The 12,624-nt window shown below is 67.4% G+C and carries 14 protein-coding genes and 2 tRNA genes; 7 read left to right on the forward strand and 9 right to left on the reverse strand.

The window, feature by feature from the left end; genetic code table 11:
* Nucleotides 1-15 precede the first annotated feature (15 nt).
* Nucleotides 16-1,497: an MFS transporter gene (locus tag ACQHGV_RS04905; protein ID WP_440979658.1), complete on the forward strand. Its 1,482-nt coding sequence runs from the start codon at nucleotides 16-18 to the stop codon at nucleotides 1,495-1,497.
* A 6-nt stretch (nucleotides 1,498-1,503) separates the two neighbouring features.
* Here ACQHGV_RS04905 and ACQHGV_RS04910 read toward each other — a convergent pair whose 3' ends face one another.
* The 4 genes from ACQHGV_RS04910 to ACQHGV_RS04925 all read right to left on the reverse strand — a co-directional run bounded on the left by ACQHGV_RS04910 (nucleotide 1,504) and on the right by ACQHGV_RS04925 (nucleotide 5,507).
* A complete protein-coding gene (locus ACQHGV_RS04910; protein WP_440979659.1) occupies nucleotides 1,504-2,838 on the reverse strand; it encodes a sensor histidine kinase in 1,335 nt (444 codons plus the stop codon).
* 24 nt (nucleotides 2,839-2,862) lie between these two features.
* Nucleotides 2,863-3,582, reverse strand: coding sequence for a response regulator (locus ACQHGV_RS04915; RefSeq protein WP_007404208.1), 720 nt, complete (start codon nucleotides 3,580-3,582; stop codon nucleotides 2,863-2,865).
* Nucleotides 3,583-3,656: 74 nt separating this feature from the next.
* The gene (locus ACQHGV_RS04920) at nucleotides 3,657-4,136 is read right to left on the reverse strand and encodes a hypothetical protein (RefSeq protein ID WP_440979660.1); all 480 of its coding nucleotides are present in this window, start codon (nucleotides 4,134-4,136) and stop codon (nucleotides 3,657-3,659) included.
* Nucleotides 4,137-4,256: 120 nt separating this feature from the next.
* Nucleotides 4,257-5,507 carry a TetR/AcrR family transcriptional regulator gene (locus ACQHGV_RS04925; RefSeq protein ID WP_440979661.1) on the reverse strand — a complete coding sequence of 417 codons (1,251 nt, stop codon included), beginning with the start codon at nucleotides 5,505-5,507 and terminating at the stop codon, nucleotides 4,257-4,259.
* A 215-nt stretch (nucleotides 5,508-5,722) separates the two neighbouring features.
* On the opposite strand from ACQHGV_RS04925, the gene ACQHGV_RS04930 reads away from it, so the two are divergent.
* On the forward strand, nucleotides 5,723-6,778 hold the full coding sequence (locus tag ACQHGV_RS04930) for a methyl-accepting chemotaxis protein (RefSeq protein WP_440979662.1): 1,056 nt from the start codon (nucleotides 5,723-5,725) through the stop codon (nucleotides 6,776-6,778).
* Here ACQHGV_RS04930 and ACQHGV_RS04935 read toward each other — a convergent pair whose 3' ends face one another.
* Nucleotides 6,779-7,690 carry an acyl-CoA thioesterase gene (locus ACQHGV_RS04935; protein WP_440979663.1) on the reverse strand — a complete coding sequence of 304 codons (912 nt, stop codon included), beginning with the start codon at nucleotides 7,688-7,690 and terminating at the stop codon, nucleotides 6,779-6,781.
* A gap of 118 nt (nucleotides 7,691-7,808) precedes the next feature.
* On the opposite strand from ACQHGV_RS04935, the gene ACQHGV_RS04940 reads away from it, so the two are divergent.
* The 4 genes from ACQHGV_RS04940 (at nucleotide 7,809) to ACQHGV_RS04955 (ending at nucleotide 9,612) form a co-directional block, all read left to right on the forward strand.
* The gene (locus ACQHGV_RS04940) at nucleotides 7,809-7,985 is read left to right on the forward strand and encodes a hypothetical protein (RefSeq protein WP_183951401.1); all 177 of its coding nucleotides are present in this window, start codon (nucleotides 7,809-7,811) and stop codon (nucleotides 7,983-7,985) included.
* 176 nt (nucleotides 7,986-8,161) lie between these two features.
* On the forward strand, nucleotides 8,162-9,319 hold the full coding sequence (locus ACQHGV_RS04945) for an AI-2E family transporter (RefSeq protein WP_240455894.1): 1,158 nt from the start codon (nucleotides 8,162-8,164) through the stop codon (nucleotides 9,317-9,319).
* A gap of 57 nt (nucleotides 9,320-9,376) precedes the next feature.
* Nucleotides 9,377-9,453 (forward strand) — tRNA-Asp (locus tag ACQHGV_RS04950).
* A gap of 82 nt (nucleotides 9,454-9,535) precedes the next feature.
* A tRNA-Asp gene (locus tag ACQHGV_RS04955) sits at nucleotides 9,536-9,612 on the forward strand.
* 333 nt (nucleotides 9,613-9,945) lie between these two features.
* Here ACQHGV_RS04955 and ACQHGV_RS04960 read toward each other — a convergent pair.
* From ACQHGV_RS04960 to ACQHGV_RS04975, 4 genes are all read right to left on the reverse strand, one after another.
* The gene (locus tag ACQHGV_RS04960; protein ID WP_440979664.1) at nucleotides 9,946-10,149 is read right to left on the reverse strand and encodes a DUF2842 domain-containing protein; all 204 of its coding nucleotides are present in this window, start codon (nucleotides 10,147-10,149) and stop codon (nucleotides 9,946-9,948) included.
* On the reverse strand, nucleotides 10,146-10,679 hold the full coding sequence (locus ACQHGV_RS04965) for a 5-formyltetrahydrofolate cyclo-ligase (protein WP_440979665.1): 534 nt from the start codon (nucleotides 10,677-10,679) through the stop codon (nucleotides 10,146-10,148). Before ACQHGV_RS04965 ends, ACQHGV_RS04960 begins: the two co-directional genes overlap by 4 nt.
* A gap of 228 nt (nucleotides 10,680-10,907) precedes the next feature.
* Nucleotides 10,908-11,222, reverse strand: a complete 315-nt coding sequence (locus tag ACQHGV_RS04970; protein ID WP_183951397.1) for a cell division protein ZapA — start codon at nucleotides 11,220-11,222, stop codon at nucleotides 10,908-10,910.
* Nucleotides 11,222-11,419 carry a hypothetical protein gene (locus tag ACQHGV_RS04975; protein WP_183951396.1) on the reverse strand — a complete coding sequence of 66 codons (198 nt, stop codon included), beginning with the start codon at nucleotides 11,417-11,419 and terminating at the stop codon, nucleotides 11,222-11,224. Before ACQHGV_RS04975 ends, ACQHGV_RS04970 begins: the two co-directional genes overlap by 1 nt.
* Before the next feature lie 191 nt (nucleotides 11,420-11,610).
* Between ACQHGV_RS04975 and gap the strand changes: the two genes are divergently transcribed.
* The gene (gene gap, locus ACQHGV_RS04980; protein ID WP_183951395.1) at nucleotides 11,611-12,621 is read left to right on the forward strand and encodes a type I glyceraldehyde-3-phosphate dehydrogenase; all 1,011 of its coding nucleotides are present in this window, start codon (nucleotides 11,611-11,613) and stop codon (nucleotides 12,619-12,621) included.
* Nucleotides 12,622-12,624: the final 3 nt, after the last annotated feature.

Here is a 12,624-nt window from a genome sequence, read left to right on the forward strand (position 1 = left end):
ATATTGGGAGGGGATATGGAGAAACCGCGTCAAGGCTTTTGGGGGTTGTGGAATACCTCGTTCGGCTTTTTCGGTATCCAGATCGGCTTCGCGTTGCAGAATGCGAATGTCAGTCGGATCTTCCAGTCGATGGGTACGGCGGAGAAGGACCTCGCCTTTCTGTGGATCGCCGCACCGCTGACCGGGCTGCTCGTCCAGCCAATCATCGGCCATTATAGCGACCGAACTTGGAGCCGGTTCGGACGGCGGCGGCCCTATTTCCTGGCGGGTGCGGTGCTGGCCACGCTGGCGCTGATCGGCATGCCCAATGCGGGTGGATTGCTGGCGGCGGCGATGCTGTTGTGGCTGCTCGACGCCTCGCTCAACATCTCGATGGAGCCGTTCCGCGCGTTCGTCGGCGATATGCTGCCCAGTCGCCAGCGCACGGCGGGCTATGCGTTCCAGACGGCCTTTATCGGCGCGGGCGCGGTGCTGGGGTCGCTGGCGCCGCAATTGCTGACCGATGTCTTTCACGTCGCCAATGTCGCGCCGGCGGGGGACGTGCCGGCATCGGTACGCTACGGCTTCTATATCGGCGCGGCGGCGCTGTTCGTCGCGGTGCTCTGGACCGTCCTGACCACGCGCGAATATTCGCCCCAGCAGATCGCCGCCTTTGCCGAGCAGGATGCGGGGCAGGCGGTGCATAGCGATGCCGTGCCCTCCACGCGGATCGGGGCGGCGCCGATTTGGATCGCCGCTGGGGCGCTGATCGTCGCGGCGGTGGGTTGGCTGGGGCTCGACAAGCCGGTTTATCTGCTAGGCGGTGGCCTCATTGCCTTTGGCCTCGCGCAGATCGTCAGCGCGGTACTGGTGCGGGGCGGGAAGGCACAGAACGCGCTGAGCCAGATCCTGGCCGATCTGGCGGCGATGCCGGCGACGATGAAGCGGCTGGCGCTGGTCCAGTTCTTCACTTGGTCGGCGCTGTTCATCATGTGGATCTATACCACGCCGATTGTGGCCGAGCGGGTCTTCCATACCCGCGACGCGACGAGCGCGGCCTTCAACGAGGGTGCGAACTGGGTCGGCGTGCTGTTCGCGGTCTATAGCGGGGTGGCGACGCTCTGGGCCTTCGCGCTGCCGCCGCTGGCGCGCGCGATCGGGCGGCGCAACACGCATATCCTCGGGCTGCTCTGCGGCGCGGCGGGGTTCGCGTCGTTCCTGGTGATTACCGACGCGTGGGTGTTGCTGGCATCGATGGCGCTGGTCGGCATCGCCTGGGCCTCGATCCTGACCATGCCCTATGCGATCCTGTCGGCGGCGCTGCCGGCGGAAAAGCTCGGCATTTATATGGGCTTGTTCAACATCTTTATCGTGTTGCCGCAGCTGATCGTGTCGTCGGTGATGGGGGCGGTGGTCAGTCGCTTCTTCCCGCACGACGTGGTCTGGACGATGGCCATCGCCGCCGGAGTGATGGGCCTCGCCGCGCTCGCGATGCTGCGGGTCGCACGCGATGCGTGAGGCGGCTTAGCGGGGCAGGGTGATGGTCGCCGCCAGCCCGCCCTCCGGCCGGTTGGCCAGGCGGATGTCGCCCCCCGCCTCGCGCACGATCGACCGCGCCAGCGCCAGTCCCAGGCCGATGCCGCCGGTATCGCGGTTGCGCGAGCTTTCCAGGCGGATGAAGGGATCGAACACCGTCTCCAGCTGATCCGGCGCGATGCCCGGCCCCTGATCGGCGACGATGATCGCGACCTCGTTCGGCTTGGCATCGATCCGCACATCGGCGGCATGGCCATATTTGACCGCATTTTCGATCAGGTTGCGCACCGCACGCCGCATCAGGGAAGGACGCAGCTTCAGCCGGAGCCGCCCGCTCTCCTCGAACGTCACCTCCTGCCCCAGATCGTGGAAGTCGGCGACCACGGCATCGACCAGCGCGTTCAGGTCGACATCGGTCTCCGCCTCGCTGGGCCGGCCGACCCGCGCGAGCGAGAGGATGTCCTCCAGCGTCTTGTTCATCTCGGCGATGGTGTCGGCCATGCGCAACCGGTCCTGCTCGTCCTCGACCGACTCGATCCGCACCCGGAGCGCGGCGAGCGGCGTGCGCAGGTCATGGCCGATCGCACCCAGCATCCGGTCCTTTTCCTCCAGCATCGCCCCGATCCGCAGGCGCAGCGCGTTGAACGCGGCGATCAGTGCGGACACGTCGAGCGGCCCCTGTTCGGGGATCGGCTCGCCCGGCTCGCGCGGGTCGAAATGCTCGGCCGCGCGGGTCAGGTCGCGCAAGGGGCGCGAGATGCGCCGGCCGATCCACAGCACGGGCAGCAGGATGATGCCATAGAGGATCAGCGTCTGGGTGATCAGCCGCCAGACCAAATACATGCCGTCGCGCGGCCAGATCGAACGGGTGACGAGCCAGCCGCGCCCGCCCGGCTGTTCGACCGCGATCATCAGCTCGTCGACCGGATGACGCCGTCCGAAGCGGCGGCGTGGCCAGTCGAAATCGGCCGGGTTGAACGGGCGGATACCGGTGACGATGCGCCCGACCGGATGGCCCGACTCGACCAGTCCTTCGCGGATCAGCGTCTCGACACCCGTCACGCGCGGCAGGCCCGGGGCGATCGGAATGGCGGCGGCGCGTCGCACGCGCCCGCGTTCGTAGGGCGGGATGCGACCATTGGCCGACCGCTCGATCGCGTCGTTCAGCCGCGCGATGGCCGGTCCCGAAATCTGTTCGAGCAGCAACGAGCGCCGTTCGCGCAGCAGCAGCGTGAAGCTGATCGCCTGCGCCACGAACAGCGCCACGGCGAGCAGCAGCGCCAGTTGCGCCGCCAGCCGGCGCGGCCAGAGCCGCAGCGTCATGGGCAGACGCTCACAGACGGGGGTTCACAGGCGGGTGACCTCGGCGGCCAGCGTATAGCCGCCGCCCCATACGGTCTTGATGATCTCGGGCGATTTCGGGTCCGCCTCGATCTTGCGACGCAGGCGGCTGACCTGATTGTCGATCGCCCGGTCGAAGGCGGCGGCCTCGCGTCCCTGGGTCAGGTCGAGCAGCTGGTCGCGGGTCAGCACCTGGCGCGGGCGGCTGACGAGCGCCAGCAGCAGGTTGTATTCGCCCGTCGACAGCATCACCGACACGCCCTCGCGATCGACCAGCGAGCGCTCGCCCGACTTCAGCACCCAGCCGGCAAAGGCGTAGGAGCCGCTGTCGGGCGCATGGACGCGGGCGCCGCCGGCCTGGGTCCGGCGCAGCACGACCTTGGCACGGGTCGCCAGTTCGCGCGGGGAGAAGGGCTTCACGACATAATCGTCCGCGCCCATCTCCAGCCCGACGATGCGGTCGGTCTCCTCCGCGCGGGCGGTCAGCAGAATGACGGGCACTTCGCTTGTCGCCGCGATATGGCGGCACAGCGACAGCCCGTCCTCGCCCGGCATCATGATGTCGAGGATGACGAGGTCGATCGCATAGGCGGCCAGCCGGGTGCGCGCCGACGCGGCATCACCGGCCTGCGTCACGCGAAAGCCCTGTTTGGTCAGATAGACGGCGAGCGGTTCGCGGATCGAACGCTCGTCATCGACGAGCAGCAGATGCGGCGTGTCGGACATGGGGCCGGGGTCTAGCATGGCGGCAGATCCTCGCAAGCGGGGCGGGCCGGCGTTCGGCACCGCCCCGCCGACGATCAGTCGCCGTCGCGCATGGGCTGCGTGGCCGGGGCCGGCTGGCCCGCACCGCCATGACGGCCCCAGCGCCCGCGCGGCGCGGCGGCGCGTTCCTGCGCGTCGATCTTGCCGTCGCGATTGGTGTCGAGCCGGTCGAACATCGCCGCCGCCCGCGCGCGGAAGGCCTCGGCGGTCATCGGCTGCGGCGCGCGGGGGCCGGGGCGGTCACCCTGGCGCTGCGCGCGCTCGGCACGCTTCTGGTCGCGATAGGCGCGCATTTCCTCGGGCGTGACGGTGCCGTCGTGATTGGCGTCCATCGCGGCGAAGCGGCGGTCGGCGGCGGCCAGCGCGGCGGTACGGTCGATATTGCCCTGGGCATCGGGCTGCACGCCCATCAGGCCATGGCGCATCGGGGTGGGGTTGGGCGTGCCGGTCTGCGCCTGGGCGGCGGTCGCGGTGATCATCAGGCCGAGGGAAAGGCCGATCAGGGTCTTTCGCATGGTGGGCGGGTCCTTGGGTCGGGGAAGGGCCGATCCCTTCCGATGATGGCGTCTATGGCCCGCGCCTGTCCCCCGATCATGTCGTGGCGCCCCCGCAATTGTCGCAATTTGTAGGGGGCGTCAGTCCGCCAGCAACCGGTCGTCGAACAAGCCATAGAGGATGGTCGAGGCATAGAGCGCGATCGCGCGGGGCCGCTCCATGGTGGCGGCCCATTTGCGCATGTCGAAGGCGGCGTTTTGCAGCGCCATCAGCATCTGCGCGGCGATCAGTGCGTCGACGGGACGCATCGACCCTGCCGCCACGCCGTCCATGATCGTCCCGGCATAGCGCCGCGCGATCCGGTCCGACCGGTCTACCATCGCGCGACGGGCGTCGGCGGGCAGGCTGGAGAGCGCGCTGGTCCGCAGCAGCGGCCCCCGCTCGGCGAACTGGATGTCGAGAAGGGTCGCGATGGCACTCGACAGGCGGTGCCAGTGGCTGCCCCCGGCGGCGTCGGCCAGTTGCTGGGCCGAGGTGATCGTGTCGAAGCTGCGGCGATAGCAGGTGACGACCAGATCGTCCTTGGCATCGAGATGATGGTAGAAGCTGCCCTTGGTGACGTTCAGCTCGGAGGCGATCCGCTGCACGCTGGCGCCGCGATAGCCGAGCTGGTTGATCAGTCGCGTCGCCGCCAGCAGAAAGGCCTCGCGCCCCGGCTCCGCCTCACGCCCGGCATGTCCTTCCGCACCGAGCGGCAACAGGGAGGGGGACCAGGCCGAACCACGCGCGGCGACGCCGTGCGTCAGCACGTCGAGCAGCCGTTCCTCGACCCGGTGATACTGGTCGGGTTCGTAACGCGGCAGCCAGATGGGCAGCCAGAAGGTGTTCTCCAGCAGGACATGCGCACGTGCGCCGTACAGATCCTGATGCGCCCGGCTGGCGGGGGTGCCCCACAGGCCGCGCGTGGTGCGGAACACCTTTTGCCAGCCGGCCATCAGCCGCCCCCGGATCGGCTCCTCCATCGCGCGCAGATCGGACAGCACGGCAAAGGCGGTTTCCTCACCGCGCTCGATCCGTGCCAGCCGGGCCATGTTGAGCGCGATATAGCGGGCGATCCGAGCCTGTGGCGTCGGTTCGCGCCCGGCGATCGCCAGCATGTCGAGCAGCCGTTCCAGCGTATTCTCGAACGCGGCGGCGGCCAGATCCTCCTTGCGCTTGAAATAATAGGTGACGCTGGTGGTGTTCAGCCCGACGCGCCGCGCGACATCGGCGAAGGTCATGCCCTTGGCCGATTGCTCGTTGATCGCCGCCGCCGCCGCCGCGAGAATCGCGTCGCGTTTCTGCCGGTAGCGTTCGGTATTCTGCCCCTCTGTGACGGGCATCGCCGCCATGTCCGCTATTCCCTTTTGGTCAAGCAAGGACGTTAGAAGAAAAAGTATGGCCGGTCACCGGGATTTTCGGCGTGTCGGCACAAGGCATTGGGGTGTCGGGCGGGGCGGTGGTCCGCCGATCCGGTATGGCGAAGCATGGTGCATCACCCCTGATCCGGCGTGCCTGATCCAGAGCAATTTAACAATTATTAGTCCATTTTGGCTAAATCGCACCCATGTTTTCCATCACGCCCGCCGCCGAAACTGGCCAAATCTGGCAGAGGTCCGATCCTCTGTTCCAGTCGATCGATCAGGCGCACATGCTGGCGGTGTTCGACACGGAAAAGCGGGTGTTGTGGGCGAATGAGAATTTCGCCAGCGCCTTCGGCTATCGCGCCGACCAGGTGATCGGCCAGCCACATCGCCTGCTCTGCCCCGCCACCATCATGCCGGGGCCCAATTACGACCGCTTCTGGCGGTCGCTGTTGCAGGGGCAGTTCCACAGCGGCGTCTATCGCCGACAGGGGCGCGGCGGCCGCGCGGTCTGGCTGGAGGCGAGCTATACGCCGATCGTCGACGCGCAGGGCCGGGTGGACATGATCCTGAAGGTCGGCCGCGACGTGACCGAGCGCCGGCTGGCGGATGGCGAGGCGCACAGCAAGCTGGCGGCGATCGACACGTCGCAGGCGGTGATCGAGTTCGACCTGAAGGGCCATGTGCTGGCCGCCAACGACATCTTCCTGTCGGTGATGGGCTATAGCCGGGGCGAGGCGATCGGCGTCCATCATCGCCGCTTCTGCGACCCGGACTATGCCCGCACGCCCGAATATGCCAGGCTCTGGGCCGATCTCGCCGCCGGGCAGTTTATCTCCGGCCGGTTCGAGCGCCGCCGTTCGGACGGCTCGCCGGTCTGGTTGCAGGCGACCTACACCCCGATCCTGAATGCCGACGGCGTGCCGTACAAGGTCGTGAAGTTCGCCAGCGACATGACCGATCGCGTCCTGCTCGAGGCGCAGGCCGCCGAGCAGCTCAGCCAGGCGGAACAGTTCCGCCGCATGGCCGAGGAACGCCAGACCAATCTCGAAACCATGCTGCGCGATATGGAGGGGATCGTCGACAGCATCACGACGATCGCCGAACAGACCAACATGCTGGCGCTGAACGCGGGGATCGAGGCGGCGCGCGCCGGCCCCGCCGGGCGCGGCTTCGGCATCGTCGCCGCCGAGGTCAAGAAGCTGGCCGAGGACACGCGCACCGCCACCCAGTCGGCGCGGCGGATGCTGCGCCGCTGATCAGGCGCCAGCGTCGCTCTGGGGCTGGCGCAGGCGGATCAGCCCTTCCTGCGCGACACTGGCGACCAGCCGGCCATCGGCGGTGAAGATCCGCCCCCGATTGAACCCGCGCGCATGCCCCGCCCAGGGGCTGTCGGTCGTGTAGAGCAGCCATTCATCGGCGCGGAACGGCTCGTGCAGCCACAGCGCATGGTCGAGGCTGGCGGTCTGCATGTCATGGGTCAGCCAGCTCACCCCGTGCGGCAGGGTGGAGGTGCCCAGCAGCACGAAGTCGCTGGCATAGGCCAGGATGGCCCGGTGCAGCATGGGATCGTCTCCGATCGGCGCGACCAGGCGGAACCAGATCGATTGCTGTGGCGCGCGGGGGGCGGGCGTCATCACCTGGCGGGGATCGGTGACGCGCATCTCGATCGGTCGAATTTGGCTCAGAAAGGCGCGCAGCGGCGCCGGCACCTGATCGCCGAGTTCGTCGAGCAGCGCGCGTTCGGTGAGCAGGGCATCGGGGCGCGGCACGTCGGGCATCGCATCCTGGTGATGCAGACCCTCCTCGGGCGTCTGGAACGAGCAGGCCATGTTGAGGATCGGCTTGCCCTTTTGCATCGCGATCACCCGCCGCGTGGCGAAGCTGCGCCCCTCGAAATCGCGCTCGACGCGGTAGATGATCGGATAGCGCTCATCGCCCGGCCGCATGAAATAGGCGTGGAGCGAATGTGCGACCTTGGGCGCCTCGGTCGAGCGTTGCGCGGCCTGCAGCGCCTGGGCGATCACCTGTCCGCCAAAGACCCGGCCCTGACCACCCGGCCGGCGCGCGCCGCGATACAGGTCGGTATCGATCTCCTCGACGTCGAGCAGGTTGACCAGACCCTGGGCCAGGCGATCGGGGGACGGGGCGGGACGGGGGACGGTATCCATCGCGATTTGATGGGTGCAGTTTACGTCAACGTCAAGTGTAGGGTAATGATCCGAAACGACTATCGCGACAAATGCGGGGCGGTTACACAGGTGCCATCGCTCAAGCCGGGAGTCTGCGATGGAAGTTTTGAACGAAGATGGCGCGTCCGAACGTGCGGAACTGCACTTCCTGGCGGCCCTGACGGACGAATTGATGCGCCACCTGATGGATGCGGGCGTCTTGAGCCGGAGCCAGCTTCAGTCGATCGAAAATGCGGTGGCCGAGCGCACCGGCGGCATCCCCCGCGCCTGGTAGCGCGTTGCTTGGGACGCGTCGCCGTCCATCGTGACAGGTTCGTCATGAAAATCGTCCCGATACGCGCGCGTTAGCGGCTTCTCACTCAGGGGAAAGCCGCTAACGTGCCGGTCATGAGTGACGCGCAGGAAGAGGCGATCGGCAAGACCGGGATCGCCGGCGATTCGATCTTGGGCATGCCCGTCGGCATGGGGCAGCGCGATGCGGTGCGGATCGCGATGCGCCGCGATCGGCTGCTCGCCGGGCTGACGCTGACGGCGGGGGCGGGTTTCATCCTGGCCTTGCCGTTTGCGCTGCGGGCGGGGGCGGAGTTCTTCCTGCCGCTGACGACCGCGCTGGTCATCGCGATCGCGCTGGTGCCGATCCTCGAATGGCTGGAGCGGCGGCGGGTGCCGTCGCCGCTGGCCGCGCTGATGTGCGTGCTGCTGTTCCTGATCGTCGCCAACATCGCGCTGGCGGCGATCATCGTGCCGGCAACCGATTTCTTCCGGCTGCTGCCCAGCCGCATCGGGCGCATCCAGGACAATCTGGCGCCGCTGCTCGATCTCTATTCCAACCTCGAACGCTATGTGAACAAGGCGCTGCGCCAAGTCGCGACCACCCCCATCCGTCAGGCGCAGACGACGGCGGTGTCGCCGCCCAGCTCGATCCTGGAGCTGGCGGCGACCTCGGCGCCCGCGCTGATCGTGCAATTCCTGTTCGGGGTGCTGGTCGTGTTCTTCGTGCTTTCGGGGTGGACGCGGATGCGGCGCGAGACGATCCGGGGGCGGACCAGCTTCGATGGGGCCATGGCGACCGCGCGGGTGATCCAGGAGGTCGTGGACGACGTCTCGGCCTATCTCGGCACCATCACCATCATCAACCTGGCGCTCGGCGGGGCGGTGGCGGGCGCGCTGTCGCTGTTCGGCATGCCCTATCCGCTGATGTGGGGCGGTATCGTCGCCCTGTTGAACTACATCCCCTATTTCGGGCCGGTGATCGGCGCGCTGCTGCTGGCGATTGGCGGGTTGATGACGTTCAGCGACATCTGGGTCGCGCTCGCCCCGCCGGCGATCATGTATGGCATGCATCTGGTCGAGGCGAATTTGATCACCCCCCTGATCGTCGGGCACCGCCTGACCATCAGCCCGGTGCTCATCCTGATCTCGCTGAGCTTCTGGGGATGGGTCTGGGGCACGGTCGGCGCGCTGCTGGCGGTCCCGCTGCTGATCATCCTGCAGACCGTCCTGAAGGCGGCCGGAAAGCCCGACATTGCGGGCTTCCTGTTCGAGCATGGCACGCTCACCCATCTCGACCGCGAGAGCGATCCGCCGGACGTTCCGCAAGAAAGTTGAAAAGATGCGTTGACAGGTCCGGAACCCTCGCCTAGTTGGCGCGCCTCGACGCTTTCAGCGGGTGTAGCTCAGTTGGTTAGAGCGCCGGCCTGTCACGCCGGAGGTCGCGGGTTCGAGCCCCGTCACTCGCGCCATCCTCTTCGGAGAATGGCTGAAAATATCGAAATCCCCTCTCGGGGCCGATGCCAATCTGGGTTGGTATCACATGGCTTTCAAGCGGGTGTAGCTCAGTTGGTTAGAGCGCCGGCCTGTCACGCCGGAGGTCGCGGGTTCGAGCCCCGTCACTCGCGCCATCCTTCGGGATGGCGTTTTTGTTTTCAGCGCGAATGTTGTCGGTTGGGATGCGCGACCGCATGGCTGCGTCGAGGGCTTCCAAAAAATCGACTTCAGACATTCCCCAAATCCCGTTCAGCCTGAGCGAAGTCGAAGGCCACGCTGCAACGTGCTTTTAAGGCTCGCTGAAGGCCACCAGCCGTCCCGTGGCGAGCGTCGGGCGTGCACTTCGACTTTGCTCAGTGCGAACGGGTCGGAGGATGTGTGGAAGCGTCGGTTGGGGCTAGACCAGGACAATCCCCCAAACTCCGTTCAGCCTGAGCGCAGTCGAAGGCCACGCGAAAACCCCCGCCTCAGCGCCGCCCACCTTCCATCCAGCGCAACAGCGGCTTCATCGGCGTGATCCAGACGATCCCGGCGACGACATAGAACGCCAGCTGCACCACCCAATGCCACCTCCCGACCACGCTCGACAGGCTGGCGACGAGCGCGGCCCAGGCGATGATGATCGTGACGATCAGCAGCATACCGGCGGGTTTGCGCCAACTGGGGGTCATGGGACGATCCATTCCGATTCGGTGGCGATGGCGTGGAGCGGCACGTCCCAGCTGTCGGGCACCAGTTCCTCGACCTCCTGCACGTTCCAGGCGATGCCGACCCGCCAGGCATCAGGATTGGTCGCGAAAGCGCGGTCGTAATGCCCCGCGCCCTGTCCCAGCCGATTGCCGCGCCGATCGAAGCCCACAAGGGGGGTCAGGATGATGTCGGGACGGCATTCAGGGGCGTCGGCGGCGGGTTGATGTAGACCGAAGGCGCCGATGGCCAAATCCTGCCCCTGCGACCACCGCAGAAAGCGGATCGGGCTCTCCCGGTCGGTGACATGGGGCAGTGCGATCGTCGCACCCGCATGCAGCGCGGCCTCAACCCAGAGCGCCGGGTCCGCCTCGGCGCCGAGCGGGCGATAGGCCGCGATCGTCTGTTGGGGGAAAAGCCGGTCGAGAAAGGGCCGCGGCACCGGGATCAGCCCGGGGCCATGCGCGTCGCGGACCGCCCGCGTCCGGGCGCGAAGGGCGCGCTTGTCGATCATGACGCCGGATCGGGAGAAGGGCGGGTGGCGGGACCGCCGTGGCCGTGTGCCGTAATATCCACTGACGCCCAATACGTCAGGTGGGGACCATGTGCGTCGGGCCAGGGCCCGGGCAGGGACAGCCCCCTTGGATGAAGAATAGCCTCAGGGATTATCGTGGCTCGTACCGGGCAGAGCCCGCCGCCAAGCAATGTAGGCGAGGGTGGCGTCTTACTCAAGGCCCCGATCCTATTCAAAGGCGCCGGGACCCTCGGGTTCCAGCGCGTCGGCCAGCGCCTCCAGCCGTTCCGCGATGCGCGCCAGCGCGGCCTCGCTGACCGCCGCGCCCGCCGGCGGGCGGCGCTCGGCCTCCTCCAGCGCATCGGCCAGCATCAGCGACACGAACAGCAGCGCCCGCTCGCCATTATGTCCGCCCGAGGCGCGCAGCGCGGCGGCCCAGCGCTGGTCGAGCATCTGGCCCAGCATCCGCACGCGCGCCTCGCCGCCGTCCTGGCAATAGACGGTATGGGGGCGGTCGCCGACCATGATCGTGACTTCGGCCATCAGGCGGCACTCCCCCGGGCGATGACATCGTCCAGCGCGCTGACCGCCTCGGCCATGCGCGCCTTCAACGCGGCGTGGCGGCGGGCCAGCGCCTCTTCCTTGGCGGCGCGGTTGCGGATCGTCTGCTCGATGCGCGCAATGGCGCGGTCGATACGCTCGACGGAGGAAAGGACATCGTCGGCAATGGGTTCGGACATGGGATCGGCTTAGCATGATGGCTTCACGCGGCAACCCGCAATTGGACGATGCGGGGTCGGCTGGCGGTTGACAGCGAACCCGCCGGCTCCGAAAGGCGTGGCGCGAAGGATGGAATCACCGATCAGGGGGTCCATCGAACCGGGGGCGGTGTCGTCCAGGCACGGCCCGAAAGAGACAGGAGCTTGCTGGCATGACGGTCAAGGTTGCAATCAACGGTTTCGGCCGCATCGGTCGTCTGGTCGCGCGTGCGATCCTCGAGCGTGGCGAAGGCGCTCTCGAACTGGTCGCGATCAACGATCTCGCCGATGCCAAGTCCAACGCCTGGCTGTTCAGCCGCGACAGCATCCATGGCCGCTATCCGGGCGAAGTCGCCGCCGAGGGCAACGACATCGTGATCGACGGCAAGCGCATCCGCGTCACCGCCGAGCGCGATCCGGCGAACCTGCCGCACAAGGAACTGGGCGTCGACCTGGTCCTGGAATGCACCGGCTTCTTCACCGACAAGGCGTCGTGCGAGAAGCACATCGCGGCGGGCGCCAAGAAGGTGCTGATCTCGGCGCCGGGCAAGAATGTCGACCTGACCGTCGTGTACGGCGTCAACCATGACAAGCTGACCGCCGACCACACCATCGTGTCGAACGCCTCGTGCACCACCAACTGCCTGGCGCCGGTCGCCAAGGTGCTGAACGACGCGATCGGCATCGAGCGCGGCCTGATGACCACGGTCCACGCCTATACCAACGACCAGAAGATCCTCGACCAGATCCACCCCGACCTGCGCCGCGCCCGCGCCGCCGCCATGTCGATGATCCCGACCACCACGGGTGCGGCCCGTGCGGTGGGCGAGGTTCTGCCCGAGCTGAAGGGCAAGCTGGACGGCTCGGCGATCCGCGTGCCGACCCCGGACGTCAGCCTGGTCGACCTGACCTTCACCCCGGCGCGCGACACGACCAAGGAAGAGGTCAACGCGATCCTGAAGGCCGCGTCGGAGAGCGAGGCGCTGAAGGGCGTGCTGGTCTATACCGACGAGCCGCTCGTCTCGATCGACCTGATGCACTCGCCGCAGTCCTCGACCGTCGACAGCCTCGAGACGGCGGTGATCGACGGCAAGCTGGTGCGCGTCGTGTCCTGGTACGACAATGAATGGGGCTTCTCGAACCGCATGGTCGACACCGCGACCGCGATGGCGAAGTTCCTCTGATGA

This window comes from Sphingomonas pseudosanguinis (assembly GCF_052056765.1).
GTDB lineage: Bacteria > Pseudomonadota > Alphaproteobacteria > Sphingomonadales > Sphingomonadaceae > Sphingomonas > Sphingomonas pseudosanguinis.

What these genes read in the sequence shown, in the direction of transcription:
- ACQHGV_RS04905 (WP_440979658.1), top strand. Translation starts at nt 16, where the DNA reads ATGGAGAAACCGCGTCAAGGCTTTTGGGGGTTGTGGAATACCTCGTTC.
- ACQHGV_RS04910 (WP_440979659.1), bottom strand. Translation starts at nt 2,838, where the DNA reads ATGACGCTGCGGCTCTGGCCGCGCCGGCTGGCGGCGCAACTGGCGCTG.
- ACQHGV_RS04915 (WP_007404208.1), bottom strand. Translation starts at nt 3,582, where the DNA reads ATGTCCGACACGCCGCATCTGCTGCTCGTCGATGACGAGCGTTCGATC.
- ACQHGV_RS04920 (WP_440979660.1), bottom strand. Translation starts at nt 4,136, where the DNA reads ATGCGAAAGACCCTGATCGGCCTTTCCCTCGGCCTGATGATCACCGCG.
- ACQHGV_RS04925 (WP_440979661.1), bottom strand. Translation starts at nt 5,507, where the DNA reads ATGGCGGCGATGCCCGTCACAGAGGGGCAGAATACCGAACGCTACCGG.
- ACQHGV_RS04930 (WP_440979662.1), top strand. Translation starts at nt 5,723, where the DNA reads ATGTTTTCCATCACGCCCGCCGCCGAAACTGGCCAAATCTGGCAGAGG.
- ACQHGV_RS04935 (WP_440979663.1), bottom strand. Translation starts at nt 7,690, where the DNA reads ATGGATACCGTCCCCCGTCCCGCCCCGTCCCCCGATCGCCTGGCCCAG.
- ACQHGV_RS04940 (WP_183951401.1), top strand. Translation starts at nt 7,809, where the DNA reads ATGGAAGTTTTGAACGAAGATGGCGCGTCCGAACGTGCGGAACTGCAC.
- ACQHGV_RS04945 (WP_240455894.1), top strand. Translation starts at nt 8,162, where the DNA reads ATGCCCGTCGGCATGGGGCAGCGCGATGCGGTGCGGATCGCGATGCGC.
- ACQHGV_RS04960 (WP_440979664.1), bottom strand. Translation starts at nt 10,149, where the DNA reads ATGACCCCCAGTTGGCGCAAACCCGCCGGTATGCTGCTGATCGTCACG.
- ACQHGV_RS04965 (WP_440979665.1), bottom strand. Translation starts at nt 10,679, where the DNA reads ATGATCGACAAGCGCGCCCTTCGCGCCCGGACGCGGGCGGTCCGCGAC.
- ACQHGV_RS04970 (WP_183951397.1), bottom strand. Translation starts at nt 11,222, where the DNA reads ATGGCCGAAGTCACGATCATGGTCGGCGACCGCCCCCATACCGTCTAT.
- ACQHGV_RS04975 (WP_183951396.1), bottom strand. Translation starts at nt 11,419, where the DNA reads ATGTCCGAACCCATTGCCGACGATGTCCTTTCCTCCGTCGAGCGTATC.
- gap (WP_183951395.1), top strand. Translation starts at nt 11,611, where the DNA reads ATGACGGTCAAGGTTGCAATCAACGGTTTCGGCCGCATCGGTCGTCTG.